At 59.5% G+C, this 25,628-nt stretch carries 25 protein-coding genes; 16 read left to right on the forward strand and 9 right to left on the reverse strand.

The annotated features are described in order from the left end of the window. Positions 1-94: 94 nt before the first annotated feature. The 5 genes from ACIOWE_RS05725 to ACIOWE_RS05745 form a co-directional block, all read right to left on the reverse strand. On the reverse strand, positions 95-412 hold the full coding sequence (locus tag ACIOWE_RS05725; RefSeq protein ID WP_207197094.1) for a DUF2388 domain-containing protein: 318 nt from the start codon (positions 410-412) through the stop codon (positions 95-97). A 69-nt stretch (positions 413-481) separates the two neighbouring features. Continuing rightward, complete coding sequence (locus tag ACIOWE_RS05730) at positions 482-925, reverse strand: NfeD family protein (RefSeq protein WP_401388425.1); 444 nt, start codon at positions 923-925, stop codon at positions 482-484. Positions 926-928: 3 nt separating this feature from the next. Continuing rightward, complete coding sequence (locus ACIOWE_RS05735) at positions 929-1,849, reverse strand: SPFH domain-containing protein (RefSeq protein ID WP_016983812.1); 921 nt, start codon at positions 1,847-1,849, stop codon at positions 929-931. Between the two features lie 80 nt (positions 1,850-1,929). Further along, the gene (locus ACIOWE_RS05740; protein WP_401388429.1) at positions 1,930-3,714 is read right to left on the reverse strand and encodes a GspE/PulE family protein; all 1,785 of its coding nucleotides are present in this window, start codon (positions 3,712-3,714) and stop codon (positions 1,930-1,932) included. Between the two features lie 90 nt (positions 3,715-3,804). After that, complete coding sequence (locus tag ACIOWE_RS05745; protein ID WP_401388432.1) at positions 3,805-4,143, reverse strand: hypothetical protein; 339 nt, start codon at positions 4,141-4,143, stop codon at positions 3,805-3,807. A gap of 126 nt (positions 4,144-4,269) precedes the next feature. On the opposite strand from ACIOWE_RS05745, the gene ACIOWE_RS05750 reads away from it, so the two are divergent. Beyond that, the gene (locus tag ACIOWE_RS05750) at positions 4,270-4,734 is read left to right on the forward strand and encodes an Lrp/AsnC family transcriptional regulator (RefSeq protein WP_016983809.1); all 465 of its coding nucleotides are present in this window, start codon (positions 4,270-4,272) and stop codon (positions 4,732-4,734) included. Between the two features lie 143 nt (positions 4,735-4,877). Here ACIOWE_RS05750 and ACIOWE_RS05755 read toward each other — a convergent pair whose 3' ends face one another. Beyond that, positions 4,878-6,248, reverse strand: coding sequence for an inorganic triphosphatase (locus ACIOWE_RS05755; RefSeq protein ID WP_166221662.1), 1,371 nt, complete (start codon positions 6,246-6,248; stop codon positions 4,878-4,880). A gap of 156 nt (positions 6,249-6,404) precedes the next feature. On the opposite strand from ACIOWE_RS05755, the gene argE reads away from it, so the two are divergent. Both argE and argA read left to right on the forward strand, forming a co-directional pair. Then, a complete protein-coding gene (gene argE, locus ACIOWE_RS05760; protein ID WP_401388435.1) occupies positions 6,405-7,550 on the forward strand; it encodes an acetylornithine deacetylase in 1,146 nt (381 codons plus the stop codon). Between the two features lie 245 nt (positions 7,551-7,795). Continuing rightward, positions 7,796-9,094, forward strand: coding sequence for an amino-acid N-acetyltransferase (gene argA, locus ACIOWE_RS05765; protein ID WP_166221659.1), 1,299 nt, complete (start codon positions 7,796-7,798; stop codon positions 9,092-9,094). Between the two features lie 130 nt (positions 9,095-9,224). Here argA and tauA read toward each other — a convergent pair whose 3' ends face one another. Then, positions 9,225-10,214 carry a taurine ABC transporter substrate-binding protein gene (gene tauA, locus ACIOWE_RS05770; protein WP_401388439.1) on the reverse strand — a complete coding sequence of 330 codons (990 nt, stop codon included), beginning with the start codon at positions 10,212-10,214 and terminating at the stop codon, positions 9,225-9,227. 362 nt (positions 10,215-10,576) lie between these two features. Here tauA and ACIOWE_RS05775 point away from each other — a divergent pair, with 362 nt between their 5' ends. The 9 genes from ACIOWE_RS05775 (at position 10,577) to coaA (ending at position 18,992) form a co-directional block, all read left to right on the forward strand. Then, positions 10,577-11,977, forward strand: coding sequence for an OprD family porin (locus tag ACIOWE_RS05775; protein ID WP_401388442.1), 1,401 nt, complete (start codon positions 10,577-10,579; stop codon positions 11,975-11,977). A gap of 295 nt (positions 11,978-12,272) precedes the next feature. Next, on the forward strand, positions 12,273-12,911 hold the full coding sequence (locus ACIOWE_RS05780; RefSeq protein WP_401388445.1) for a peroxiredoxin: 639 nt from the start codon (positions 12,273-12,275) through the stop codon (positions 12,909-12,911). 308 nt (positions 12,912-13,219) lie between these two features. Next, the gene (gene ssuE, locus ACIOWE_RS05785; RefSeq protein WP_201236374.1) at positions 13,220-13,813 is read left to right on the forward strand and encodes an NADPH-dependent FMN reductase; all 594 of its coding nucleotides are present in this window, start codon (positions 13,220-13,222) and stop codon (positions 13,811-13,813) included. An 89-nt stretch (positions 13,814-13,902) separates the two neighbouring features. Next, entirely contained in the window at positions 13,903-14,868 is a 966-nt protein-coding gene (locus ACIOWE_RS05790) for a sulfonate ABC transporter substrate-binding protein (protein WP_201236375.1), read from the forward strand. Between the two features lie 25 nt (positions 14,869-14,893). Continuing rightward, entirely contained in the window at positions 14,894-16,042 is a 1,149-nt protein-coding gene (gene ssuD / locus ACIOWE_RS05795; RefSeq protein WP_064589716.1) for an FMNH2-dependent alkanesulfonate monooxygenase, read from the forward strand. An 8-nt stretch (positions 16,043-16,050) separates the two neighbouring features. Beyond that, positions 16,051-16,833, forward strand: a complete 783-nt coding sequence (gene ssuC, locus ACIOWE_RS05800; RefSeq protein WP_093429771.1) for an aliphatic sulfonate ABC transporter permease SsuC — start codon at positions 16,051-16,053, stop codon at positions 16,831-16,833. Next, the gene (gene ssuB, locus ACIOWE_RS05805) at positions 16,830-17,636 is read left to right on the forward strand and encodes an aliphatic sulfonates ABC transporter ATP-binding protein (RefSeq protein ID WP_401388450.1); all 807 of its coding nucleotides are present in this window, start codon (positions 16,830-16,832) and stop codon (positions 17,634-17,636) included. The genes ssuC and ssuB overlap by 4 nt, the downstream gene beginning before the upstream one ends. Positions 17,637-17,668: 32 nt before the next feature. Further along, positions 17,669-17,884, forward strand: a complete 216-nt coding sequence (locus tag ACIOWE_RS05810) for a molybdopterin-binding protein (RefSeq protein ID WP_003229256.1) — start codon at positions 17,669-17,671, stop codon at positions 17,882-17,884. A gap of 154 nt (positions 17,885-18,038) precedes the next feature. Further along, positions 18,039-18,992, forward strand: a complete 954-nt coding sequence (coaA, locus tag ACIOWE_RS05815) for a type I pantothenate kinase (protein WP_201236377.1) — start codon at positions 18,039-18,041, stop codon at positions 18,990-18,992. A 30-nt stretch (positions 18,993-19,022) separates the two neighbouring features. Here coaA and ACIOWE_RS05820 read toward each other — a convergent pair whose 3' ends face one another. After that, on the reverse strand, positions 19,023-19,661 hold the full coding sequence (locus ACIOWE_RS05820; protein ID WP_401388454.1) for a TetR/AcrR family transcriptional regulator: 639 nt from the start codon (positions 19,659-19,661) through the stop codon (positions 19,023-19,025). 228 nt (positions 19,662-19,889) lie between these two features. Beyond that, the gene (locus ACIOWE_RS05825; protein WP_401388457.1) at positions 19,890-21,266 is read right to left on the reverse strand and encodes a glutamine synthetase family protein; all 1,377 of its coding nucleotides are present in this window, start codon (positions 21,264-21,266) and stop codon (positions 19,890-19,892) included. A 282-nt stretch (positions 21,267-21,548) separates the two neighbouring features. On the opposite strand from ACIOWE_RS05825, the gene ACIOWE_RS05830 reads away from it, so the two are divergent. The 4 genes from ACIOWE_RS05830 to ACIOWE_RS05845 all read left to right on the forward strand — a co-directional run bounded on the left by ACIOWE_RS05830 (position 21,549) and on the right by ACIOWE_RS05845 (position 25,602). Then, the gene (locus tag ACIOWE_RS05830) at positions 21,549-22,310 is read left to right on the forward strand and encodes a gamma-glutamyl-gamma-aminobutyrate hydrolase family protein (RefSeq protein WP_401388460.1); all 762 of its coding nucleotides are present in this window, start codon (positions 21,549-21,551) and stop codon (positions 22,308-22,310) included. 369 nt (positions 22,311-22,679) lie between these two features. Next, positions 22,680-23,822, forward strand: a complete 1,143-nt coding sequence (gene potA, locus ACIOWE_RS05835; protein ID WP_201237793.1) for a polyamine ABC transporter ATP-binding protein — start codon at positions 22,680-22,682, stop codon at positions 23,820-23,822. A gap of 29 nt (positions 23,823-23,851) precedes the next feature. Then, positions 23,852-24,733, forward strand: a complete 882-nt coding sequence (locus ACIOWE_RS05840) for an ABC transporter permease subunit (protein WP_401388503.1) — start codon at positions 23,852-23,854, stop codon at positions 24,731-24,733. Beyond that, positions 24,730-25,602, forward strand: a complete 873-nt coding sequence (locus ACIOWE_RS05845; protein ID WP_401388464.1) for an ABC transporter permease subunit — start codon at positions 24,730-24,732, stop codon at positions 25,600-25,602. The genes ACIOWE_RS05840 and ACIOWE_RS05845 overlap by 4 nt, the downstream gene beginning before the upstream one ends. Positions 25,603-25,628 lie beyond the last annotated feature (26 nt).

Here is a 25,628-nt window from a genome sequence, read left to right on the forward strand (position 1 = left end):
GAGCAGGCTCGCTCCCACAGGGTTATGTGGTGGATTTGAAATTACGAACAAAAAAATGCCGCTCATATGAGCGGCATTTTTGCCGGTGAGAGGCTTATTCGGATTCCACCGCGTTCTTCGCCAGAATCGCGTTGGCCAATTCCATGTCCGTCGCCTGCAGGCCCGGGTTGTCGGCGCGGACTTTCTGCATCGCCGCTTCCAGGTACGGGCCACGAATACCGCCATCACTGGCTACGAAACTGCCGGCATCGTCCTGTGCGGCGACGATCAGCTTGTGATCCTTGAAGGTCAGGTAAGTCGAGCCGGTGGTAGCGCCGGACGAAATGACGTTACGCCAAAAGCTGTCGGCCATCGCTGAACCAACAGGGAGGGACAGCAAGGCAAGGGTGGCGACAGCAAGTTTGAGACGCATGATGAGATGACTCCTGGGGGTTAACTACGGCGTTGGATCGTTATTTCCCCGATCCGGTTCCGTACCGGGCTATTCGGCGTGTTCCACTAGCAAAACCGCGCCCTGCTGCCCGGTCACGCGCACGCGTTCGCCGAGCGCTGTGTCCGGCCCGCGAGCGATCCACACGCTATCGGCCACCTTGATCTTGCCGCGACCGTCGACAATCGCCTCACTGACCACGAACACTTTGCCGATCAATTCCTGACCGCGCAGGTTCAGCAGTGGTTGATCGCTGCTGCGCACTGCCGTGCGCTGACGGCGCCACCAATACAGCGCCGTGAGAATTGAAAACACGGCAAACAGCAGCAGTTGAATCTCCCACGGCAGGGTTGGCAACACGAACGTAGTGACGCCCACAGCGGCCGCTGCCATGCCGATCCACAACAGGTAGCCGCCCGCCCCGAACACTTCGAGGATCAGCAACACGGTGCCCAGCCCCAGCCAGCTCCAGAAGGTGAACAGTTCGGTTGGCATGACTCAGGCCTTCTTGCCGTCGAAGGTCGCCTTGACGATTTCGCCGATCCCGCCCACGGCGCCGATCATCGAACTGGCTTCCAGCGGCATCAGGATCACTTTGCTGTTGTTGGCCGACGCCAGTTTGCCCAGCGCGTCGATGTATTTCTGTGCAACGAAATAGTTGACCGCCTGAACGTTACCGCCAGCGATGGCCTCGGACACCACTTTGGTCGCCTGAGCTTCGGCTTCGGCCTGACGCTCACGGGCTTCCGACTCGAGGAATGCGGCCTGACGACTACCTTCGGCTTCGAGAATCTGTGCCTGCTTCTTGCCCTCGGCGGTGAGGATCGCCGAGGCGCGCAGGCCTTCGGCTTCGAGGATTTGCGCGCGTTTGATCCGCTCGGCTTTCATCTGCCCGGACATTGCCGCCATCAGATCGGCAGGCGGGCTGATGTCCTTGATTTCGATCCGGGTGATCTTGATGCCCCACGGCGCGGTGGCTTCGTCGACGGTGCGCAGCAGACGTTCGTTGATGTTGTCACGCTGGCTGAGCATCGCATCGAGTTCCATCGAGCCGAGAACGGTGCGGATGTTGGTTTGCAGCAGATTACGAATGGCGTGCTCAAGGTTGTTCACCTCGTACGCGGCCTGGGCGGTGTTCACTACCTGGAAAAAGCACACCGCATCGATCTGCACCGTGGCGTTGTCGGCGGTGATGACTTCCTGCGGCGGGATATCCAGCACGCTTTCCATCACGTTGATCTTGCGCCCGATCCGGTCCATCACCGGAATGATGATGTTCAGCCCAGGCTTGAGGGTGTTGGTGTAGCGACCGAAGCGCTCGACCGTCCACTCGAACCCTTGCGGCACGACTTTGAAGCCCATGAACAGGATGGCGACGGCCAGGGCCACAAACAGTAAAAGTACACTTCCGGTCTGCATAACGATTCCTTGTTGGATAGATCAGTGGCGCAAGTGTAACGGCGTGGCTCGGGGTTAAGAACTGATTGATGGCAATTTGCTCATTTCTGCTCGCTCTGCGGCGTTACGCGCAGCACTTCTTCAACGGTCGTCAGCCCCGCCGCGACTTTCTGCGCACCGGACAGGCGCAGGCTGCGCATGCCTTCCTTGAACGCTTGCCGGCGGATGGCCGTGAGGTCGGTGTCGGGGGTAATGAAAGCCTTGAGGCTGTCGGTCAGTTGCATGATTTCGTAGACCCCGGCGCGACCGCGATAACCGGTATCGCGGCATTCCAGACAGCCAATCGCGCGTTGCGCATTAGTCGGCAACGGTGCTTGCCAGGGGCGGGTCAGGGTTTGCCAGTCTTGCTCTTCCAGTGTCAGCGGCGCCTTGCAGTGCGGGCATAAGGTGCGCACCAAACGCTGGGCCATGACACCGAGCACGGTGGCCTTGATCAGGTAATGCGGCACGCCAAGTTCGAGCAAACGGCTGATCGCGCTGGGCGCATCGTTGGTGTGCAGCGTCGACAGCACCAGGTGCCCGGTCAGCGCTGCCTGAATCGCCATTTCGGCGGTTTCGAGGTCGCGGATCTCGCCGATCATGATGATGTCCGGGTCTTGCCGCATCAACGCACGTACCCCGGCGGCGAAGCTCAGGTCGATGTTGTGCTGCACCTGCATCTGGTTGAAGGCCGGTTCGACCATTTCGATCGGGTCTTCGATGGTGCAGAGGTTGACCTCCGGCGTCGCCAGTTTTTTCAGCGTGGTGTAGAGCGTGGTGGTCTTGCCCGAACCGGTCGGCCCGGTGACCAGAATGATGCCGTTGGGCTGGCGGGTCATGTCCTGCCAGCGGCGCAGGTCGTCAGCGGAAAAGCCGAGCTGATCGAAATCCTTGAGCAGCACTTCCGGGTCAAAAATCCGCATGACCATTTTCTCGCCGAACGCAGTGGGCAAGGTCGACAGCCGCAACTCGACTTCGCCGCCGTCCGGGGTCTTGGTCTTGACCCTGCCATCCTGGGGTTTGCGCTTCTCGGCGACATTCATCCGGCCGAGGCTTTTCAGGCGACTGACAATCGCCATGGTCACCTGCGGCGGGAATTGATAGACGTTGTGCAGCACGCCGTCGATGCGAAAACGCACGGTGCCTTGCTCGCGGCGCGGCTCTATATGGATATCACTGGCGCGCTGCTGAAAGGCGTACTGGAACAGCCAGTCGACAATGTTGACGATGTGCGCATCGTTGGCGTCCGGCTCCTGATCGCTGGCGCCGAGGTTGAGCAGTTGTTCGAAGTTGCCGAGGTTGCCACCTTGCTGATCGGCATTGCTGGCGCCGCTGACCGATTTGGCCAGGCGGAAGAACTCGACACTGAAACGCTGGATATCCGCCGGGTTGGCCACCACTCGCTTGATCGGCAGCTTCAAGACGTGGGTCAGATCGGCTTCCCAGCCGTTCACATAGGGCTGGGCACTGGCCACTGTCACCGAGTCGCGGTCGACCGCGACCGCGAGAATCTTGTGCCGTTGGGCAAAGGCGTAGGACATCAGCGGGGTGATGGCGGCGACGTTGATTTTCAGCGGGTCGATGCGCAAATACGGCTGCCCGGCCTGCTGTGCCAGCCACAACGTCAGACTTTCCAGATCGAGGTGTTTGCCCGGACGGCTGAGGTCGTCGAGCTGTTGGCTGGCGATGAATTCCAGTGGATGCATCTGGCCGTGGGCGGCGTGGCGACGACGCGCGTTCAGCGCCTGTTCTGCCGAGTCCTGGCAGATAAAGCCTTGGGCGACCAGTTCGCGCAACACATCGTTGAGTTCCAGCCAGCGGTCCTGAGTGGCGAGTTGAACGGACATGCGGGCTCCTTTTGAACGACTGTGCGCAAAGGATAGTCGTGGCCCCGCAGACTGTTGGGCCACTACCCGACGAAGCCGTTGCCGGATTTGTCAGCCGGCCGCTTGCGCCTGTGCATCCCACGCCGAGTCGGCGTTTTGCAGATGCACCGAGCAGACGCTGATCAGGTTACGAAGTTTTTCCGCAATCACTTGCGCGCGATGCCAGCTCAGGCCGCCCATGACAAGGTCGATGGACAGCAGATCATTCATTCGCTGCACGTTGACCTGCTCGGGCGTCAGGAACTGCAGCGCAAACAGGTTCAGCACCCGCACCAGCAAATCCGGCTCGGCCTCGGCGAGGATTTGATACTGCGCCAGGCAATGGGCATTGCTGACGTTCCAGACGTCGGCGCGGGTGGGGGCGCTGTTCACGGCTTCAAGGGGCGGCATGGCTTGTCTCCAAAATTACTGGAGGAATTTTTACATTCGCTGGCGGGTATTTCTTGGCTATGATCGGCGTTATTCAAGGGTTGGCGAATAGATCAATTCGCCAAGTTATCTGTTTGAGGTTTTTCTATGCATAGCGAACTGGACAGCTACGACCGCAAGATTCTCGCCCTGCTGCAAGAGGATGCGTCGTTATCAAGCGCACAGATCGCCGAACAGGTGGGCTTGTCGCAATCGCCGTGCTGGCGGCGGATTCAGCGGATGAAGGAGGAGGGCATCATTCGCGGGCAGGTGACGTTGCTGGATCGCAAGAAGATCGGCCTGAACACGCAGATTTTTGCCGAGATCAAACTCAACGCGCACGGACGTTCGAACTTCACCGAGTTTACCGAGGCGATTCGAGGCTTTCCGGAAGTGCTGGAGTGTTATGTGCTGATGGGCGCGGTGGACTTTTTGCTGCGCATTGTCGCGGCTGACATCGAGGCGTATGAGCGGTTCTTCTTCGAGAAGCTATCGCTGGTGCCGGGAATTCAGGAAGTGAACTCGATTGTGGCGTTGTCGGAGATCAAGTCGACAACCAGCCTGCCGGTGTAGCGCTGATTCGCTTTTTGTGGCGAGGGAGCTTGCTCCCGCTGGGCTGCGAAGCGGCCCCAAACCGGTGTTTGCCGGAATCGGGAGTTCTTCGGCCTCCAGCGGGAGCAAGCTCCCTCGCCACAGTTTTCAGGTGCTGCTGACAATTACATGCGCAGAAGCATTTTCCAGGCGCGATTCTGGTAAACCGCAATCGCCTGCTGCTTGCGCGCATCGAGCAGTTCGTCAGTGATCGTCGGCTCGTTGGCCAGTTGCGCCAGTTTGTTCAGCTCGCCGTACAGGCGATCCATTTCAGGGATCTCCAGCACGTTACGCGCGTGGTGCAACCAGACCTGAATACGCTCGATACGCGGCAGCTGTTCGGCCAGATCTTCCGGCTGCTGCTGGTAACGCTGCAATTGCAGCGCCGTGGCTTCTTCGCCCAGCAGACGCGGCAACCAGCTGTGCAACTGCGCGCCGCCCTGACGGTTGCCACGAACGTTGCGCTCGGCGGTCCAGCTGCGAGCCAGCAGCCAGCGCGAAGCGTTCAGCGAGAACAGGCCCCAGCGCGGGTCTTCCAGTTCTTCGAGGAACTGCTCCGGCGCGGCTTTGCGCACGTCTTCGTCTTCGATGCCGACCTGCACCAGCGGGCGCCAGTCTTCCAGCAATGCATCCAGCGCCACGCGCAGGTCGTGGGTCGACGGACGCGGCGCGGCCTGGCCGAGACTGCTGAGCAGGGCGCGCATTTCAGCGAGGTTCTCGACCCAGTCCAGCAACAGGCGCCAGTGACCGTTGAAACGGTACTGTTCGGCCAAGCGCTGGCTGCTGCCGAGCAAGTGCCAGCACAGTGCGGCGAAGGCGTCGTCGAGTTGGGTTTCCGGCGTCAGCTCCGGCGCCGGCAGGCTCAGCGAGTAGCTGTTGGCGTCGTACAGACGATAACCGCGCTCGGCCTTGCTGATGTCACACGGCATCAGTGCCAGGGTTTCGGCCAGTTCAGCGGCCAGTTCCAGCAGCGCGGCAGGCTCGCCTTCGCGCAATTCCAGTTCCAGCTCGCAGATTTCTTCCTTTTGCTTGCCGACCACCACGTGGCCCAGGTCCAGCGCGGCTTCGATGACCACTTTGGCCTTGCCACGGCCCCAAGCGATTTCGGCGCGCTCGCGGACGAAATCGGTGGTGAAGATCGGCTTCAGGGTTTTCTTGTCCAGCTCGGCCAGCGACTCGGGCCAGCATTCGCCGTCGAGTTTCTTCACGTCGAGTTTGGCTTTCGGCAGTTTCCAGTCGTACTCGTTACGCTCGGACAGACCGGCGACGCTCTGGCCGCGAGTCTTGAGGGTCTGAATCACTTCGTCGCCATCCTTGCGCAGGCGCAGGGCCACTTTGGCCTGAGCCAGATCGCGCTCAGGGGTGTCGAAGTACTGGTTCATCAACTCACGGCGTTCCCAGCCATTTTTGTTGCGTTTTTTCAGGAGCGGGTGCTCGCGCAGGGCGGCGAGGGTTTCGCGGCTGACGCGGAGTTTGATTTCGGTTTCTTTCTGCATGGCCGGAAAATCCAGGATCGGGAGCGCAGCCGGGGGAATGTGTGGCTGCCAAGGTCGTGCAGTGTACAGGACTCAAACTTCCTACGCCCTGCGGCGGTTTATTCCTGACGCCGGATGGCTCTATGATGGACTTCAAATCGGGAGTGGGAGTCAGCGATGCCTTTGCCGTCCATGAAAGACCAGTTCGCTGCGCTGATTGCCGCGCCGTCGGTCAGCTGTACGCAACCGAGCCTGGATCAGTCCAACCGGGCGGTAATAGATCTGCTCGCCGGATGGCTCGGTGATCTGGGTTTCAGTTGCGACATCCAGCAGGTCAGCCCCGGCAAATTCAATCTGCTCGCCAGCTTCGGCAGCGGCCCCGGCGGGCTGGTGCTGGCCGGGCATAGCGATACGGTGCCGTACGACGATGCGTTGTGGCAGACCGATCCGCTGAAACTCACCGAAGTCGATGGTCGTTGGGTCGGGCTCGGCAGTTGCGACATGAAGGGCTTTTTCGCCCTGATCATCGAAGCCGTGCAACCGCTGCTTGACCAGCCGTTCAAGCAACCGCTGCTGATCCTCGCCACCTGCGACGAAGAAAGCTCGATGTCCGGCGCCCGTGCGCTGGCTGAGGCCGGGCGCCCGCTGGGCCGTGCGGCGGTAATCGGTGAGCCGACCGGGCTCAAGCCGATTCGTATGCACAAAGGCATCATGATGGAGCGCATCGACATTCTCGGGCAGAGCGGCCACTCGTCGGATCCACGCCTGGGCCACAGCGCTCTCGAAGCCATGCACGACGCCATCGGCGAGCTGCGTGGCTTGCGTCTGTTATGGCAGCGCGAGTTCAACAATCCACAATTCAGCGTGCCGCAGCCGACGATGAACTTCGGCTGCATCCATGGCGGCGACAACCCCAACCGCATTTGCGGCCAGTGTTCGCTGGAGTTCGACTTGCGCCCGTTGCCGGGCATGGACCCGAAAGTCCTGCGTGCGGAAATTCTGCGCAAGCTCAACCCGGTTGCCGAGCGGCATCAGGTGAAAATCGACTACAAACCGTTGTTCCCGGAAGTGCCGCCGTTCGAGCAGTCCGAAGACGCCGAACTGGTGCGCATCGCCGAAAAGCTCACTGGTCATGCGGCCGAAGCAGTAGCGTTCGGCACCGAAGCGCCTTATCTTCAGCGCCTTGGCTGCGAAACCATTGTGCTCGGCCCCGGCGACATTGCCTGTGCGCATCAGCCGGGCGAGTACCTTGAAATGTCACGTTTGCAGCCTACCGTGCATCTATTGCGACAGTTGATTGAACATTACTGCCTGAAGAATTGAACGCATCCCTTGTAGGAGCTGCCGAAGGCTGCGATCTTTTGATCTTGTTTTTTGAAGTCAAAGTCAAAAGATCGCAGCCTGCGGCAGCTCCTACAGGGGGTTGCACTTAAATCGCAGATGCCCAAACCCGTATTCATGAGGAGAGCGCGCGTGTCGCCAAGCCTGTTCCGACGATAACCATCAGCCCGCTGTGCGTTTTCCGTTTCGCCCCTTTTTAGGCTGCTATTTATTACAGGCCCAGGTTCATGCCCGAATACGTTAACTGGCTTCGTCACGCGTCTCCTTATATCAATGCCCACCGCGACTGCACCTTCGTCGTCATGCTGCCCGGCGACGGCGTGGAGCATCCGAATTTCGGCAACATCGTCCACGACATCGTCTTGCTGCACAGCCTCGGCGTGCGCCTGGTGCTGGTGCACGGTTCGCGCCCACAGATTGAAACCCGCCTCGCTGCCCGTGGCCTGACGCCGCATTACCACCACGGCATGCGCATTACCGATGCTGCGACGCTTGAGTGTGTGATCGACGCCGTCGGCCAGTTGCGCATTGCCATCGAGGCTCGGCTGTCGATGGACATGGCTTCTTCGCCGATGCAGGGCTCGCGTCTGCGGGTGGCCAGCGGCAACCTCGTCACGGCGCGGCCGATCGGCGTGCTTGAAGGTGTCGACTATCACCATACCGGCGAAGTGCGCCGGGTCGATCGCAAAGGCATCAACCGTCTGCTCGACGAGCGCTCGATTGTGCTGCTGTCGCCGCTGGGCTACTCGCCGACCGGTGAAATCTTCAACCTCGCTTGCGAAGACGTCGCCACCCGCGCCGCCATCGACCTGGGCGCCGATAAACTACTGCTGTTCGGTGCCGACCTCGGCCTGATCGACGAAAACGGCAGGCTGGTGCGCGAACTGCGTCCGCAACAAGTGCCGGCGCACCTGCAGCGTCTGGGCAGCAACTATCAGGCGGAGCTGCTGGATGCCGCTGCCGAGGCTTGCCGTGGTGGTGTGGCGCGTAGCCACATCGTCAGTTATGCCGAGGATGGCGCGCTGCTGACTGAACTGTTCACCCGTGACGGTGGCGGTACGCTGGTGGCCCAGGAGCAATTCGAGCTGGTGCGCGAAGCGGCGATTGAAGACGTCGGTGGCTTGCTCGACCTGATCAGTCCGCTTGAAGAGCAGGGGATTCTGGTGCGCCGTTCGCGTGAAGTGCTGGAGCGTGAGATCGAGCAATTCAGCGTGGTCGAGCGTGAGGGGATGATCATCGCCTGTGCGGCGCTGTATCAGATTGCCGATTCGGATGCCGGTGAACTGGCGTGTCTGGCGGTGAACCCGGAGTACCGCCACGGCGGTCGCGGCGATGAGTTGCTGGAACGCATCGAAACCCGTGCCCGCGCGCAGGGCTTGAAGACGCTATTCGTGCTCACCACCCGCACCGCGCACTGGTTCCGCGAGCGTGGATTCGAGCCGAGCAGCGTCGAGCGTCTGCCAGCGGCACGGGCGTCGCTGTACAACTATCAGCGCAACTCGAAGATCTTCGAAAAGACCCTCTGAGATTATGTGAGGAGCCTTTGTGGCGAGGGAGCTTGCTCCCGCTGGGCTGCGAAGCGGCCCCAAAACCTGTGGTTGCAGGAATAGGGAGCCCTTCGGCCTCCAGCGGGAGCAAGCTCCCTCGCCACAGAGACTATTCAGTGATGAATTTCGCGCTGACGTACGGCGAATAATCCGGCAGCACCGTTTCAACCTTGCCCTGTTCCTTCAAAAACTTCGCCGTCTCCCCAATAGCCTTCGCCGTGCCGCCGTCCAGCAGCGCGGTGGTCTGTTGCGCCTTGGCGTCCGGGAATGCCGAACCGGCCAGTAATTCCGGTACATCGGCGGCATTGGCACCGGTCAATTTGGCGATTTTTTGCACAGGCTCGGAATCGGCGGTCCAGCTGTCTTTATGGCTGGCGTAATCGGCGAACGCGTCTAGAGTGACCTTGGCAAATTTGGCCACGACGTTCGGATGCTTCTCGGCGAAGTCCTTGCGCGCCACCCAGACTTCGAAGGTGGGAGCGCCCCATTGGCCAACCTGTGCGGCATCGGTCAGGGTCTTGCCGGTCTTGCGGATTTCACCGAGGGCCGGTGACCAGACAAACGCTCCGTCAATGTCGCCACGCTTCCACGCCGCTGCTATTTCCGCTGGTTGCAGGTTCACCACTTTGACTTTCGAGGTGTCCAGGCCCCAGTGCTTGAGCGCGCCGAGCAGGCTGTAGTGGGAGGTGGAAACGAAAGGCGTGGCGATGGTTTTGCCGACCAGATCCTGTGGCGTGTTGATCCCGCTGCCATTGCGCACCACCAGTGCTTCGGCGGCATTGATCTGTGCGGAAACGATGAACGCCACAATTGGCAGGTTTCGCGAAGCGGCAGCGGCCAATGGGCTGGAACCAAGGTTGCCGATCTGTACATCACCGGAAGCAATGGCTGTCACAACTTCCGGGCCACTGTTGAAACGGCGCCAGTCGATTTTCTCGCCGATGGTTTTCTCGTAGATGCCATCGGCCTGGGGCACTTTGCTTGGGTCGATACCGGTTTGATAACCAACGGTAAGGTTTGCCGCGTGGGCGGAGAAAGAAATCAGAGCTGACACACAAACTGTAACAAATTGACTAGATAGTGCGCGTTTGGCCATCATGGCGTCGCCTTTTTGATAGGGTTTGACGAATCGGGGTTGCGCCAAAGCTAATCGATCTAAAAAAAGGCTCACAAATACCATTTAGGAATGAGCTTAGTCGCCGATACGCTTTATCCCGGCGGAGATGGCCAGATGATGGCTATATTTCGAAATGATATGAAAAAGAATGAATAAATTCTTTTTGGATTTATCAGGAAATCTTTACTCTGCACGGACCAAATAACTGCGATTAGACCTTGGTCGTAGACACACAAGGTTACGATTGACTTGTCAGTCACGAACTGGCGCTAATCGCGCATCTTAGGATCCAGGCATTCGACCCGGACCAGGAATACAAAAATTAGAAACGAGAGGAGCTTTACATGAACAAGTCCACCTTGGCCCTGGCTGTGGCCGTAGGGGTTTTGGCGCAGCAGGCAGGCGCCGCCGGTTTCATCGAAGACAGCAAAGCTACTTTGGGGCTGCGTAACTTCTACATCAACACTGATAACCGTGACGGCGACGTCAACGCTCCTGCCAACAAGCGCGCTGGTGTTCAGAGCAAGCAAGAAGAATGGGGCCAAGGCTTCGATCTGCGCTTCATCTCTGGTTACACCCAAGGCACCGTAGGCTTCGGTATCGATGCTATCGGCCTGTTGGGCGTGCGTCTGGACTCCGGTGGTGGCACTAACGGCGCTTCTCCAGCGACCACAACCAACTACGGCTCCTACGGCGGTACTGTTTTCCCAAGCAAACACAATGGCGAAGCGGTTGATAACTTCTCCAGCCTGGGCCTGACTGCCAAGGCCAAGATCTCCCAGACCGAACTGAAGCTGGGTACTTTGCAGCCGAAGAACCCTGTGATCATCACCAACGATGGTCGTTTGCTGCCGCAAACCTTCCAGGGTGGCCAGATCACTTCGGGCGAGATCAAGGATCTGACCCTTGTTGGTGGCCAGATCGAGCACGTAAAAGGTCGTAACTCCAGCAACAACGAAGAACTGTCGATCGCAGGTGCCAACGGCCGTACTGCGTCTGGCCGCGACAGCAACAAGTTCATCTATGCCGGTGGTGACTACAAGATCACCAAAGATCTGACCGCTCAGTACTACTACGGCAATCTGGATCAGTTCTACAAGCAACACTTCCTCGGTCTGGTTCACAACTGGGCAATCGGCCCGGGCGTGTTGAAGTCGGACTTCCGTTATTTCAACAGCCGTGACGACGGTGCTAACGGTCACGATGCCAACTATTTCACCACCGGTGATTACGGTACTGGCATCACCAAAGGCAAAGTCGACAACAACCTGTACAGCGGCCTGTTCCTGTACACCGTTGAAGGTCACACCTTCGGTGGCGGTTACCAGGTTTCCAACGGTAACAGCGACTTCCCGTGGCTGAACCAGGGTGACGGTTCGTCGAACTACACCATTACCGACATGCAAATCCAGAAGTTCGGCCGTGCTGGCGAGCGTACCTGGCAGGCTCGCTACTCCTATGACTTCGCTAAAGTGGGCATTCCTGGCCTGACCGCCGGTATGGTTTACCTGCGTGGCGATAACATCGACACCACTGGCAAAGTCGGTTACAGCCAGGTTTCCGTCAACGCCACTGGCCGCTCCGAGTGGGAACGCGACCTGACCGTTGGTTACGTCGTACCTGAAGGCCCGCTGAAGAACCTGGGCCTGATGTGGAAAAACGCTACCTGGCGCAACGACATCCCAGGTCAGCGCGACCAGGATGAAAACCGCCTGATCGTCAGCTACTCGATCCCGCTGCTGTAATAGCGCGCTCCTGCACCTGATGTAAAAAAAGCCCCGTCCGGCATCGCGCCGGACGGGGCTTTTGCGTTTCCGAGTCAGACTCACCCCCGTAAGTCCTCCCCGAATTTCCCTCTTTGCAGCAACTCAAGGCCTTCTCGAACCTTGCGGCCGATGTTCGTCGCGATGGCGCCGAGCGTCCAGTGAACAGATGTTTAATATTCTTTATAGATCTAAATATCTATTTATTTATTCTTTTTCATGATGGCAAAACCCGAGCTACAGTTGAGTTCTCCAACAACTCATCAGGAGCAGCACCATGAGCCTCAGACTCGGCGACATCGCCCCCGATTTCGAACAGGATTCCAGCGCCGGCAAGATTCGTTTCCACGAGTGGCTGGGCGATAGCTGGGGCGTGCTGTTCTCCCATCCGGCGGACTTTACCCCGGTGTGCACTACCGAACTGGGCTTCACCGCCAAGCTCAAGGATGAATTCAGCAAGCGCGGCGTCAAAGCCATCGCGCTGTCGGTCGATCCGGTGGATTCGCACCACAAGTGGATCGAAGATATCAACGAAACCCAGAACACCCTCGTCAACTTCCCGATCCTGGCCGATGCCGATCGCAAGGTGTCCGACCTCTACGACCTGATCCACCCGAACGCCAGCGACACGCTGACCGTGCGTTCGCTGTTCGTGATTGATCCGAACAAGAAGATTCGTCTGACCATCACCTATCCGGCGAGCACCGGGCGCAACTTCCACGAAATCCTGCGGGTGATCGATTCGCTGCAGCTCACCGACAACTACAAGGTGGCCACCCCGGCCAACTGGCAGGACGGTGACGAGGTGGTGATCGTGCCTTCGTTGAAGGATGAGGAAGAGATCAAGCAGCGCTTCCCGAAAGGCTATCGCGCCGTGAAGCCGTACCTGCGCCTGACGCCACAGCCCAACAAATAAAGTTCTCGGTGTAGCCACCACCGTCATCGCGAGCAGGCTCACTCCTACATTTGAAATGCATTGCCCTGTAGGAGTGAGCCTGCTCGCGATGGCGTTAGTCCAGTCACTAAAGAACCACGATGCAGGGGATTTCAGGCCGTTTCGACGGCCTTTTTTTCGTCCGAAAAAACGTGACTCGTATATCTCTTAATCGAATAACCAAATGAATAAATATGATTTATGGATATATAAATCAGCTGGTAAGGTCACTTCCATCGAAGCGAGATCGCAACCCGCGAATCGCCTGTAACGCTTAAGGAATTGTCTCAATGCTGGTCGTCTCACTCGGTGGCAGTCCCAGCCTGCGCTCCCGTTCCGGGGTGCTGCTGGAGCGCTCGCAACGCTGGTTGCAGGAGCAAGGGGTGGAAGTGGTGAGTTATCAGGTACGGGATTTCCCGGCCGAAGACTTGCTCCACGCCCGCTTCGACAGCCCGAAGGTGCTCGACCTGCTGGCGCAGATTGAAAATGCCGATGGCTTGTTGATTGCCACCCCGGTTTACAAGGCCTCGTTCTCCGGCGCGTTGAAAACCGTGCTGGATCTGCTGCCGGAGCGCGCCTTGAGCCACAAGATTGTTCTGCCGATGGCCACGGGCGGCAGCATCGCCCACATGCTGGTGGTCGATTACGCCCTCAAGCCTGTGCTGTCGGCGTTGAAGGCCCAGGAAATGCTCCAGGGGATTTTCGCCGAGGACAGCCAGATCGCTTACGGCGAAGGCAGCGCGGCGGCGCAATTGGCGCCGGCACTGGAGCAACGCCTGCATGAAGCGCTCGACCAGTTTGTCAGTGCCATGGCCCGTCGGCCGAAACCGCTGGAACCGGGCCTGTTGAACGAACGTTTGTTGAGTGCTCGCTGGAGCATTTAAGCCTCACCGAAACTTGAAGTACTGGCCTTACTCGCCCGCCAACGGGCAAGCAGGTGCAGCCAAAACCCAACAGCAAAAAGGAGAGCGCTATGCGCACTGTATTTTTGCGTCGTGGTCTGGTCGCTCTGTTTGCTGCGGCTGTCACCTTCGGCGCCATCACTCAAGCTCAAGCCGAGACATTGCGAATCGGTTATCAGAAGTACGGCACGCTGGTGCTGCTCAAAGCCAAAGGCACCCTGGAAAAACGTCTGGCTGCCCAAGGCGTCGACGTGCAATGGACTGAATTCCCCGGTGGCCCGCAACTGCTCGAAGGCCTGAACGTCGGCTCGATCGATTTCGGTGTCACCGGCGAAACCCCGCCCGTGTTTGCCCAGGCTGCTGGCGCTGATCTGCTCTACGTTGCCTATGAACCGCCAGCGCCGAACAGCGAAGCGATCCTCGTGCCGAAAGATTCGCCGATCAAATCGGTGGCCGATCTCAAAGGCAAGAAAGTCGCCTTGAACAAAGGCTCCAACGTCCACTACCTGCTGGTGCGCGCACTGGAAGACGCCGGCCTCAAATACACCGATATCCAGACTGTATTCCTGCCGCCGGCCGATGCCCGCGCCGCGTTTGAACGTGGCAGCGTCGATGCCTGGGTCATCTGGGACCCGTACCAGGCCGCCGCCGAGCAACAACTGCAAGCGCACACCCTGCGCGACGGCAAAGGCATCGTCGACAACCACCAGTTCTATCTGGCGACCAAACCTTATGCACAGAAAAATCCCGAGGTCATCAAGACTCTCGTCGAGGAAGTGCGCGCCGTTGGCGAATGGTCGAAAGCCAACCCTGAAGACGTGACTCAACAAGTCGCGCCACTGCTCGGCCTGCCGGCGGACATCACCCTGACCTCGGTGAAACGCCAGGGCTATGGCGCGCTGTTCCTGACTCCGGAAGTGGTCGCCGCGCAACAGAAAATCGCTGACACGTTCTTCCAGCTCAAGCTGATTCCCAAGCCGCTGAGCATCAAGGATGTGATCTGGACACCACCGGCCGCTGTGGCTAAAGCGCAGTAATTCGAATCCCCAAGGAGACCACTCCATGAGCCTCAATATCTTTTGGTTCCTGCCTACCCACGGTGACGGCCATTACCTTGGCACCGCCGAAGGCGCCCGCGCCGTCGACCACGGTTATCTGCAACAGGTCGCGCAAGCGGCTGATCGTCTGGGCTTCGGCGGTGTGCTGATTCCCACCGGGCGCTCCTGCGAAGACTCGTGGCTGGTGGCGGCGTCGCTGATCCCGGTGACCCAGCGTCTGAAATTCCTCGTCGCCCTGCGCCCCGGGATCATTTCCCCGACGGTGGCGGCGCGGCAGGCGGCGACCCTGGATCGTCTGTCCGGTGGTCGTGCGCTGTTCAACCTGGTGACTGGTGGCGATCCGGAAGAATTGGCCGGCGACGGTCTGTTCCTCAGTCACGAAGAGCGCTATCAGGCCTCGGTGGAATTCACCCGCATCTGGCGTCGCGTGCTGGAAGGCGAAACCGTGGATTACGACGGTCAGCACATCAGCGTGAAGGGCGCAAAATTGCTCTATCCGCCGATCCAGCAACCGCGTCCGCCGCTGTACTTCGGTGGCTCGTCGGAAGCGGCGCAGGATCTGGCTGCCGAACAAGTGGAGATGGTTCTGACCTGGGGCGAACCGCCCGCAGCGGTGGCCGAGAAGATCGAGCAGGTGCGCGCCAAAGCCGCCAAGCTCGGCCGCACCGTACGCTTCGGCATTCGTCTGCATGTGATCGTCCGTGAAACCAACGCCGAAGCCTGGCAAGCGGCGGATCGCCTGATCTCGCATCTGGATGACGACACCATCAAGCGTGCGCAAGCCTCGCTGGCGCGCTTTGATTCGGTCGGCCAGCAACGCATGGCCGCGTTGCACGGTGGCAGCCGCGACAACCTCGAAGTCAGCCCGAACCTCTGGGCTGGCGTTGGTCTGGTGCGTGGCGGCGCCGGCACTGCGCTGGTCGGCGACGGCCCGACCGTGGCTGCTCGGGTCAAGGAATACGCCGATCTGGGCATCGACACCTTTATCTTCTCCGGTTATCCACACCTCGAAGAGTCCTATCGCGTCGCCGAGCTGCTGTTCCCGCACCTCGATATCGAGCGCCCGGAGCTGCCGAAAAGCGCCGGTTATGTCAGTCCGTTCGGCGAGATGGTCGCCAACGACATTCTTCCCAAAGCCGCGTCGCAGAGCTGAGGCGCGCCATGAAGAAGATTATCCACAGCCTCGCGCCTTGGGCGTTGCCGGTGCTCTTGCTGGCGGTGTGGCAGTTGTCGGTGTCGGCGGGCTGGTTGTCGACGCGGATTCTGCCGGCACCAGTGGCGGTGATCGAGGCCGGCGTCAGCCTGGTGCGCAGCGGCGAGATCTGGACGCACCTGGCGATCAGCGGCTGGCGCGCGGCGCTGGGTTTCACCATCGGTGGCAGCATTGGTCTGGCGCTGGGCTTTATCACCGGCCTGTCGAAGTGGGGCGAACGCCTGCTCGACAGTTCGGTGCAGATGATCCGCAACGTACCGCATCTGGCGCTGATTCCGCTGGTGATCCTGTGGTTCGGCATCGATGAGTCGGCGAAGATTTTTCTGGTGGCGCTGGGGACGTTGTTTCCGATCTACCTGAATACCTATCACGGCATCCGCAACGTCGATCCGGCGCTGGTGGAGATGGCGCGCAGTTATGGACTCAGCGGTTTCAGCCTGTTCTGGCAGGTGATTCTGCCGGGCGCGCTGCCTTCGATTCTGGTCGGCGTGCGCTTCGCGCTGGGCTTCATGTGGCTGACGTTGATCGTCGCGGAAACCATTTCGGCCAGCTCCGGCATCGGCTATCTGGCGATGAACGCCCGGGAGTTTTTGCAGACCGACGTGGTGGTGCTGGCGATCCTGCTTTATGCGGTGCTGGGCAAACTCGCTGACCTCGCGGCTCGCGGACTTGAACGTGTGTGGTTGCGCTGGCATCCGGCCTATCAGGTTGCCAAGGGAGGTGCGGCATGACCGCTCAACAACCTCCACGCCTGCTGCGCGGGATTCCGCTGGCGGTGCGCAATCTGCAAAAGACTTTCGGTGCGCGGCAAGTATTGCGTGATATCGACCTGCACATCCCGGCGGGGCAATTCGTCGCCGTGGTCGGGCGCAGCGGTTGCGGCAAAAGCACTTTGCTGCGGCTGCTCGCCGGTCTCGACCAGCCGACTGGCGGTGACTTGCTGGCCGGCGCCGCACCGCTCAGCGATGCGCGGGAAGACACCCGATTGATGTTCCAGGAAGCACGGCTGCTGCCGTGGAAAAAGATCATCGACAACGTCGGCCTCGGTCTCAAGGGTAACTGGCGTCCGCAAGCACTGGACGCACTGGAAGCGGTCGGTCTGGCGGATCGCGCCAATGAATGGCCGGCGGCGTTGTCCGGAGGCCAAAAGCAGCGAGTCGCGCTGGCCCGGGCGTTAATCCATCAGCCGCGTCTGCTGTTGCTCGACGAACCGCTCGGCGCACTGGATGCGCTGACCCGAATTGAAATGCAGCAACTGATCGAACGTCTCTGGCAGCAACACGGTTTCACCGTGCTGCTGGTGACCCACGACGTCAGCGAAGCGGTAGCGATTGCCGACCGGGTGATTCTGATCGAGGACGGCGAAGTCGGCCTCGACCTGCATGTGGAGCTGCCCCGCCCGCGAGTGCGCGGATCGCATCGACTGGCGGCGCTGGAAACCGAAGTGCTCAACCGTGTTCTGTCCCTGCCCGGCGAGCCGCCGGAGCCGGAACCTGTTTCACCACTGCCTACGCAACTGCGTTGGGCGCAATAACTCAAGTTCTATCAACGACAGGAATCAATGCCATGACTATCAAAGCCATCAACGTGCGCAACCAGTTCAAAGGCTCGATCAAGGAAATCGTCCTCGGCGACGTGCTGTCGGAAATCGACGTGCAGACCGCTTCGGGCATCGTCACTTCGGTGATCACCACCCGTTCGGTCAAGGAGCTGGAACTGGTGGTCGGCAGCGAAGTGATCGCCTTTGTGAAATCCACCGAGGTGTCGATCGCCAAGTTGTAATCGATGCTGTACACAAGGCCCCGGACGGCTTGAGCCCTCCGGGGTTTTTTCATGCGCGCTTTTCAACAGGTATTCGGGTAGACGGTTGTCGGTTTGGAGGCGCCGGGCAGATCTGCTATGTTCCGGCTTTTGTCAGGGCGCCTACAGGAAGATTATGACGACGAAGCAGAATGCCGCAGGGCATTCGCCCGCTCACCGCGAGTACCGGGAATTCACTCGCGAGCAATGGTCTGCCTTCCGGGACGATGCGGCGCAGAGCCTGTCGTCTGCGCAAATGAATGCGCTGATCAGTCCGACCCAGCCCATGACGCGTGAGGAGGTAGAAACCATTCTGCTGCCTTTGGCGCGCCTGCTGAATCTGCACGCAGCCGCGGCGCGGTCGCTGGGTCAGGTGCATAGCGAGTTTTTGGGCGAACCGGCGCACAAACCACCCTTTGTCATTGGCATCTCCGGCAGTGTCGCGGTGGGTAAAAGCAGTTTTGCCCGAGTATTGTCGGCGCTTCTGTCGTCGTGGCCGGGTTCGCCTGATGTACAGCTGGTGACCACTGACTCGTTTCTGTTGCCGCTGGCGACCCTCGAAAAGAACAACCTTTTGCACCGCAAAGGCTTTCCCGAGTCCTACGACCGGGCACTGCTTCTCGACTTTTTGCACGCCGTGCGCAACGAAGGAAAACCGGTGCAGATTCCGGTCTACTCGCACGTCCAGTACGACATTCTTGCCGATGAAACGCAGACCATTCAGTCGCCCGATATCATCGTTCTGGAAGGCCTGAATGTGCTGCAAGAGGACAAGCGCGACAGTTTGAACGTCCTCGATTTCGTCGACTTTTCGATCTACGTCGATGCCGCGCAAGAGGACATCAAGAAGTGGTACCTCGAACGCTTTGTCTACTTGAAGAACACCGCGTTCCAGTCTGACGAGTCGTACTTCAACAAGTACAAAACCCTGTCGAACGACGAAGCGCTGTCAGTGGCGTCCGGCACCTGGGACCGGGTCAACCTGAAAAACCTCGTCGAAAACATCCTGCCCACCCGCGACAAGGCCAGCCTGATTCTCAACAAGTCGGCCGATCATTCCATCGACAGGATTCTGCTCCGGGCGATCTGAACAGGTCGCCCTGAAATGCGCGGTTGTCGGTCAGACGGCAGTTGTGCGCTTGGGCAGGTAAAGCGGCAGGTACAAACCCAGGTAGGCATCGAATACGCGCATGCCTTCCTCCGCCATGCGCGGGGTGATCTGCCCGTGTTGCTGGACTGATCGAGCGTAGACGCGGTCGCCCAGTTCCATCGCCAGCGCAAAGACATCGACGTCGGTTGGCAGTCGCGGCAATTCGAAATGGTGGTCGAACAGCTTGTGCATCAGGTCGCCCAGCTCGATGTCGTGCTGACGGTCAGCCTGCGTCACTTCGGTGAGCCCGTGCTGGGCAAGGATCAACTGGCGGGCGGCGGTGTCTTCGTCGTAGATCTCCAGCATCCGCCGTTCGACCAGTCGCGACAGATCACGCCAGTCACGCAAGGCCTCGTGATCGATCGGCGCTTGCAGGCAGGCGCGAAACGCGGCGTGAACGTCTGCGGTTAGCGCTTCGAGCAATGCCGGGACGCTGGCGAAGAAGTGATACACGGAGGAGGGCGGAATCTGCGCGCGCTCGGCCACGCTGTAGATCGACAGACTGGCCACACCCTCGGAGGCCAGCAGCGTACGCGCGGCGTCGAGTATCGAATCAATTCGCGCCTGACTGCGGGCACGGGGTTTGCGGACGGGGGCGGGACGCGTCATGAAAGTCTCCTGCGGGGCAGCGGGCATTGTACGAGCCGGCTGGTGTGTTGTCTGCCATGGCGCTTTCGCGAGCAGGCTCGCTCCCACAGGGAGTTTCTGTGAACGCAGCATTCATGTTCACTGGAGATCAACTGTGGGAGCGAGCCTGCTCGCGATCCGCCACAGAGGCCATAAAAAAACGCCGCTGGCTGAATCAGCCAACGGCGTTTTTTTGCAGCTGCAATCCGCTTAAACGGTATGCAGATACCAGTTGTACTCAAGGTCGGAGATGGAGTGTTCGAACTCCTCCAGCTCGCTTTCCTTACAGGCAACGAAGATATCGATGTATTTCGGATCGATGTACTTGGCCATGACCTCGCTGTCGTCCAGCTCACGCAGGGCGTCGCGCAAGTTGTTCGGCAGGCTTTGCTCGTTCTGCTCGTAGCTGTTGCCTTCGACCGGCGCGCCCGGTTCGATCTTGTTGGTCAGACCGTGATGCACACCGGCCAGGACCGAAGCCATCAGCAGATACGGGTTGGCATCGGCACCGGCAACGCGGTGCTCGATACGCACGGCATCGGACGAGCCGGTCGGTACGCGAATTGCCACGGTGCGGTTGTCCAGGCCCCAGCACGGCGAGTTCGGCACGTAGAACTGTGCGCCGAAACGACGGTACGAGTTGACGTTCGGGCAGAGGAAAGCCATCTGCGCGGGCAGGGTCTCGAGCACACCGCCGATCGCGTGACGCAGCGCGGCGTTCTGCTCGGGATCCTCGCTGGCAAAAATGTTTTTGCCATCTTTATCCAGAATCGAAATGTGTACGTGCAGACCATTACCTGCCTGGCCCGGGTACGGCTTGGCCATGAAGGTGGTGTCCATTTCATGGTCGTAGGCGATGTTCTTGATCAGACGCTTGAGCAGTACCGCGTAGTCGCACGCCTTGATCGGGTCGGAGACGTGATGCAGGTTGACTTCGAATTGCGCCGGGGCGCTTTCCTTGACGATGGCGTCAGCCGGGATGCCCTGCTCTTTCGCACCTTCGAGGATGTCTTGCAGGCAGTCGACGTACTCGTCGAGGTCGTCGATCAGATAAACCTGAGTCGACACCGGACGCTTGCCGGACACCGGTGAACGTGGCGACTGCGGACGACCGTTCACGTTGTCCTGGTCGATCAGATAAAACTCGAGTTCGAACGCTGCGCAAATGGTCAGGCCCAACTCGTCGAACTTGCGCACGACGTTGGCCAGCACTTCACGCGGGTCAGCGAAGAACGGCTCGCCCTCGATTTCGTGCATGGTCATCAACAATTGTGCGGTTGGGCGCTTCTGCCACGGCTCGATGCTCAGGGTGCCGGGGATCGGGTAGCAAATGCGGTCAGCGTCGCCGATGTCCAGACCCAGGCCGGTGCTTTCCACCGTGGAGCCATTGATGTCGAGAGCGAAGAGCGAGGCCGGCAGGTTGATGCCTTTCTCGTAAACCTTATGAAGACTGGTGCGTTCGATGCGCTTGCCGCGCACCACACCGTTCATATCCGCAATCAGAAGGTCGACGTACAAAACCTCAGGATATTTCTTAAGGAATGCGTTTGCTTCGTTGAGTTGAACGGTACGCAGAGGGACCGACATGATGCACCTATTTAGCTGTTAATTATTATGTTCACTGCTGTTTCGCCGAGCCAGTCAACCCGAACGGCAAAGTGAAGTCAATAGCGAACAGCTGGCCGCTCAGCCTTTATTTTTGCGGTCTTTTTTAACACTCTTGTGCCAACACAGGCGCTAGACGCACGGAAACCATGAAGATTTGATGAACGGCGTTTAGAATTTTTTACATGGCAGTTGTTAATTAAAATCAACGAGGCTAAGCTCCGGAAAAGCTCGTTCAAGTGTCAAACTTCGAGGTGAATAAAAATGGCATTCAAGCCATTGATCGGCGTTACTGCGTGCGTCAAACAGATTGGCCTGCACCCCTATCACATCAGCGGCGACAAATACGTTCGCGCTGTCAGCGTTGCGGCGCTGGGGTTGCCAGTGGTCATTCCTTCCCTTGGCAACCTGACTGAAATCGAAGACCTGCTCGGTCAACTCGACGGTCTGTTGCTGACCGGCTCGCCATCGAATGTGGAACCCTTCCACTATCAAGGCCCGGCCAGCGCCCCCGGCACGGATCACGATCCGGCGCGGGATGCCACTACCCTTCCTTTATTGCGTGCAGCCATCACGGCGGGCGTTCCGGTGCTCGGCATTTGCCGTGGTTTCCAGGAAATGAACGTCGCGTTCGGCGGCAGCCTGCACCAGAAGGTGCATGAGCTGCCGGGCATGCTCGATCATCGCGAAGCCGACAGCCCGGATGTCGCCGTGCAGTACGCACCGGCTCACGTCGTTACCGTGCTGGGCGGCGGCGTATTCGAAGCGCTGGCGTTGCCGGGCGAGTTCCAGGTCAACTCGATTCACAGTCAGGGCATCGACCGCCTCGCTCCCGGCCTGCGCGCCGAAGCGGTGGCGCCGGACGGTCTGATCGAAGCGATCTCGGTCGAGCACAGCCCGACGTTTGCCCTCGGCGTGCAATGGCACCCGGAATGGCAAGTACTCGACAACCCGAACTACCTGAAAATTTTCCAGGCATTCGGCGAGGCTTGCCGGCAAAGGGCGGCGCGACGCAACAAGCGCTGACACCACCCAGGATTTCATCACTGTTTACTGCCCCCACGGGGTCGGCGGCTGCGCGTGTGCGCATCCGTCATCCGTGAAAACAACAAACCGTAATAACAACAAGTACGACCCAGGCAGCCAGGACGGCGGCGCCGACCAAGCCGGATCGATGAGTGCAATACCTGTCAGAACAATGCAAAACCCTGTGGGAGCTGGCTTGCCAGCGATGAGGCCGTCACCTTCAACATTAATGGTGACTGACCCACCGCCATCGCTGGCAAGCCAGCTCCCACAGGGGATGTGATCCGACCGGGAATGCACTTACAGGCTTGCAATCCACTTAAGCCCGGCCACATTGGCCGCGCGACTGAAACCTGTTGGGAGTTTCACATGGCTAACGCCTCCAGCACTTACAGGAAGGCACTTGAAGGTCATCAGCAACCGAAAAAGGTTCTGGTGAAAGTCGATCGTGTCACCAAGAAGTTCGACGAAACCACAGCGGTGGACGATGTGTCCCTGGAGATCCATCAGGGCGAAATCTTCGCGCTGCTGGGTGGCTCCGGTTCGGGCAAATCGACCCTGCTGCGCATGCTCGCCGGTTTCGAGCGGCCGACCGAAGGGCGGATTCTGCTCGACGGCGTGGACATCACTGATATGCCGCCGTACGAGCGGCCGATCAACATGATGTTCCAGTCCTACGCGCTGTTCCCACACATGACCGTCGCGCAGAACATCGCCTTCGGCTTGAAGCAGGACCGTTTGCCGGCCAGTGAAATCGACGCCCGCGTCGAAGAGATGCTGCGCCTGGTGCACATGACCCAGTACGCCAAACGCAAGCCGCATCAGTTGTCCGGCGGTCAGCGTCAGCGCGTCGCCCTCGCCCGCTCGCTGGCCAAGCGGCCGAAGCTGTTGCTGCTCGACGAGCCAATGGGTGCGCTGGATAAAAAACTGCGTTCGCAGATGCAGCTTGAGCTGGTTGAGATCATCGAGCGCGTTGGCGTGACCTGCGTGATGGTGACCCATGACCAGGAAGAAGCCATGACCATGGCCGAGCGCATCGCGATCATGCACCTCGGCTGGATCGCGCAGATCGGCAGCCCGGTCGATATCTATGAAGCGCCGGTCAGCCGTATGGTCTGCGAGTTCATCGGCAACGTGAACGCCTTCGACGGCACGGTTGTTGAAGACCTTGAAGGTCACGCCATCATCCACAGCCCGGACTTGCAGCAGAAGATCTACGTCGGCCACGGCGTCAGCACCTCGGTGCAGGACAAGTCGATCACCTACGCGATCCGTCCGGAAAAAATGCTCGTCAGCACCCTCAAACCCGAGCACCGCTACAACTGGTCCGAAGGCAAGGTGCATGACATCGCCTACCTCGGCGGTCACTCGGTGTTCTACGTCGAACTGCCCGGCGGCAAGATCGTCCAGTCGTTCATGGCCAACGCCGAACGCCGTGGTGCGCGTCCGACCTGGGACGACAAGGTTTACGTCTGGTGGGAAGACGACAGCGGCGTGGTACTGCGCTCATGAGAACCTTCAATCAGCAATTCCTGCGCCTGGTGCCCAGCGGACGAAAACTGGTGATCGGCATCCCGTTCATCTGGCTGTTCCTGTTCTTCATGCTGCCGTTCTTTCTGGTGATGAAGATCAGTTTCTCGGAAGCCGCGCTGTCAATCCCGCCGTATTCGGAGATCTACACCTACGCCGAACAGAAATTCCAGCTGCTGCTGAACATCGGCAACTACACCATGCTCGGCGAAGACGAGTTGTACCTGTCGGCCTACCTCGGTTCGTTGAAGGTTGCAGCGCTGAGCACGCTGATGTGCCTGGTGATCGGTTTCCCGATGGCCTACGCGATCACCAAAACCGGCAAGGAAACGCAAAACGTCCTGCTGCTGTTGATCATGATGCCGACCTGGACCGCCATCCTGATCCGCGTATATGCGTGGATGGGCATCCTCAGCAACAACGGTTTGCTCAACGCATTCCTGATGTGGACGGGGCTGACCGATCACCCGATCGAGATCCTCAACACCAACACCGCGGTGTACATCGGCGTGGTTTATGCGTATCTGCCGTTCATGGTGCTGCCGCTGTACGCCAACCTCGTGAAGCACGACGGCAGCCTGCTGGAAGCCGCGTCGGATCTGGGCTCGAGCAACTTCAACAACTTCTGGAAAATCACCGTGCCGCTGGCCAAGAACGGCATTATTGCCGGCTGCATGCTGGTGTTCATTCCAGTGGTCGGCGAGTTCGTGATTCCGGAACTGCTGGGTGGCCCGGAGACCTTGATGATCGGTCGCGTGCTGTGGCAAGAGTTCTTCAATAACCGCGACTGGCCGGTGGCGTCCGCGCTGGCGGTGGTGATGCTGTTGATCCTGATTGTGCCGATTCTGCTGTTCAACCGCAGCCAGGCCAAAGAGATGGAGGCACGGGGATGAAACGCTTCGGTTTTGCTAAGTTCATGCTGGTCTTCGGTCTGGTGTTCATCTATCTGCCGATGCTGATCCTGGTGATCTACTCGTTCAACGCATCCAAACTGGTGACGGTGTGGGGCGGCTGGTCGGTGAAGTGGTACGTCGGTTTGCTCGACAACACGCAACTGATGGGCTCGGTGGTGCGCTCGCTGGAAATCGCCTGCTACACGGCCGTCGCTGCGGTGGCACTGGGTACGCTGGCGGCGTTCGTGCTGACCCGTGTTACCCGCTTCAAGGGTCGCACGCTGTTCGGTGGTCTGGTGACGGCGCCGTTGGTGATGCCGGAAGTGATCACCGGTCTGTCGCTGTTGCTGCTGTTCGTGGCGATGGCGCAACTGATCGGCTGGCCGCAGGAGCGTGGCATCGTCACGATCTGGATCGCCCACACGACGTTTTGTGCAGCCTATGTGGCGGTGGTAGTCTCCGCCCGCCTGCGTGAGCTGGACCTGTCGATTGAAGAAGCGGCGATGGATCTGGGCGCGAAGCCGTTCAAGGTTTTCTTCCTGATCACCATTCCGATGATCGCGCCGTCACTGGCAGCGGGCGGGATGATGTCGTTCGCGCTTTCGCTGGATGATTTGGTGTTGGCGAGCTTCGTCTCCGGCCCGGGTTCGACCACGTTGCCGATGGAAGTGTTCTCGGCGGTGCGTCTGGGCGTGAAACCTGAGATCAACGCCGTGGCCAGCCTGATTCTGCTGGCGGTGTCGCTGGTGACTTTCCTCGTCTGGTACTTCGGCCGCAAGGCAGAGGCCAGCCGCAAGAAGGCGATTCAGGAAGCGATGGATCAGACGGCGAACGAGTCGTGGCAGCCTCAGCGTGCCGCCACTGTTTAAGCACCAACGATGAACAACTGTGGCGA

Origin of the sequence: Pseudomonas sp. NPDC087598, assembly GCF_044743525.1 — a bacterium.
In the GTDB taxonomy this organism is placed as follows: domain Bacteria; phylum Pseudomonadota; class Gammaproteobacteria; order Pseudomonadales; family Pseudomonadaceae; genus Aquipseudomonas.

Excerpts from the sequence above, each read along its gene's own strand:
- ACIOWE_RS05725 (WP_207197094.1), bottom strand. The coding sequence starts at position 412 with ATGCGTCTCAAACTTGCTGTCGCCACCCTTGCCTTGCTGTCCCTCCCT.
- ACIOWE_RS05730 (WP_401388425.1), bottom strand. The coding sequence starts at position 925 with ATGCCAACCGAACTGTTCACCTTCTGGAGCTGGCTGGGGCTGGGCACC.
- ACIOWE_RS05735 (WP_016983812.1), bottom strand. The coding sequence starts at position 1,849 with ATGCAGACCGGAAGTGTACTTTTACTGTTTGTGGCCCTGGCCGTCGCC.
- ACIOWE_RS05740 (WP_401388429.1), bottom strand. The coding sequence starts at position 3,714 with ATGTCCGTTCAACTCGCCACTCAGGACCGCTGGCTGGAACTCAACGAT.
- ACIOWE_RS05745 (WP_401388432.1), bottom strand. The coding sequence starts at position 4,143 with ATGCCGCCCCTTGAAGCCGTGAACAGCGCCCCCACCCGCGCCGACGTC.
- ACIOWE_RS05750 (WP_016983809.1), top strand. The coding sequence starts at position 4,270 with ATGCATAGCGAACTGGACAGCTACGACCGCAAGATTCTCGCCCTGCTG.
- ACIOWE_RS05755 (WP_166221662.1), bottom strand. The coding sequence starts at position 6,248 with ATGCAGAAAGAAACCGAAATCAAACTCCGCGTCAGCCGCGAAACCCTC.
- argE (WP_401388435.1), top strand. The coding sequence starts at position 6,405 with ATGCCTTTGCCGTCCATGAAAGACCAGTTCGCTGCGCTGATTGCCGCG.
- argA (WP_166221659.1), top strand. The coding sequence starts at position 7,796 with ATGCCCGAATACGTTAACTGGCTTCGTCACGCGTCTCCTTATATCAAT.
- tauA (WP_401388439.1), bottom strand. The coding sequence starts at position 10,214 with ATGATGGCCAAACGCGCACTATCTAGTCAATTTGTTACAGTTTGTGTG.
- ACIOWE_RS05775 (WP_401388442.1), top strand. The coding sequence starts at position 10,577 with ATGAACAAGTCCACCTTGGCCCTGGCTGTGGCCGTAGGGGTTTTGGCG.
- ACIOWE_RS05780 (WP_401388445.1), top strand. The coding sequence starts at position 12,273 with ATGAGCCTCAGACTCGGCGACATCGCCCCCGATTTCGAACAGGATTCC.
- ssuE (WP_201236374.1), top strand. The coding sequence starts at position 13,220 with ATGCTGGTCGTCTCACTCGGTGGCAGTCCCAGCCTGCGCTCCCGTTCC.
- ACIOWE_RS05790 (WP_201236375.1), top strand. The coding sequence starts at position 13,903 with ATGCGCACTGTATTTTTGCGTCGTGGTCTGGTCGCTCTGTTTGCTGCG.
- ssuD (WP_064589716.1), top strand. The coding sequence starts at position 14,894 with ATGAGCCTCAATATCTTTTGGTTCCTGCCTACCCACGGTGACGGCCAT.
- ssuC (WP_093429771.1), top strand. The coding sequence starts at position 16,051 with ATGAAGAAGATTATCCACAGCCTCGCGCCTTGGGCGTTGCCGGTGCTC.
- ssuB (WP_401388450.1), top strand. The coding sequence starts at position 16,830 with ATGACCGCTCAACAACCTCCACGCCTGCTGCGCGGGATTCCGCTGGCG.
- ACIOWE_RS05810 (WP_003229256.1), top strand. The coding sequence starts at position 17,669 with ATGACTATCAAAGCCATCAACGTGCGCAACCAGTTCAAAGGCTCGATC.
- coaA (WP_201236377.1), top strand. The coding sequence starts at position 18,039 with ATGACGACGAAGCAGAATGCCGCAGGGCATTCGCCCGCTCACCGCGAG.
- ACIOWE_RS05820 (WP_401388454.1), bottom strand. The coding sequence starts at position 19,661 with ATGACGCGTCCCGCCCCCGTCCGCAAACCCCGTGCCCGCAGTCAGGCG.
- ACIOWE_RS05825 (WP_401388457.1), bottom strand. The coding sequence starts at position 21,266 with ATGTCGGTCCCTCTGCGTACCGTTCAACTCAACGAAGCAAACGCATTC.
- ACIOWE_RS05830 (WP_401388460.1), top strand. The coding sequence starts at position 21,549 with ATGGCATTCAAGCCATTGATCGGCGTTACTGCGTGCGTCAAACAGATT.
- potA (WP_201237793.1), top strand. The coding sequence starts at position 22,680 with ATGGCTAACGCCTCCAGCACTTACAGGAAGGCACTTGAAGGTCATCAG.
- ACIOWE_RS05845 (WP_401388464.1), top strand. The coding sequence starts at position 24,730 with ATGAAACGCTTCGGTTTTGCTAAGTTCATGCTGGTCTTCGGTCTGGTG.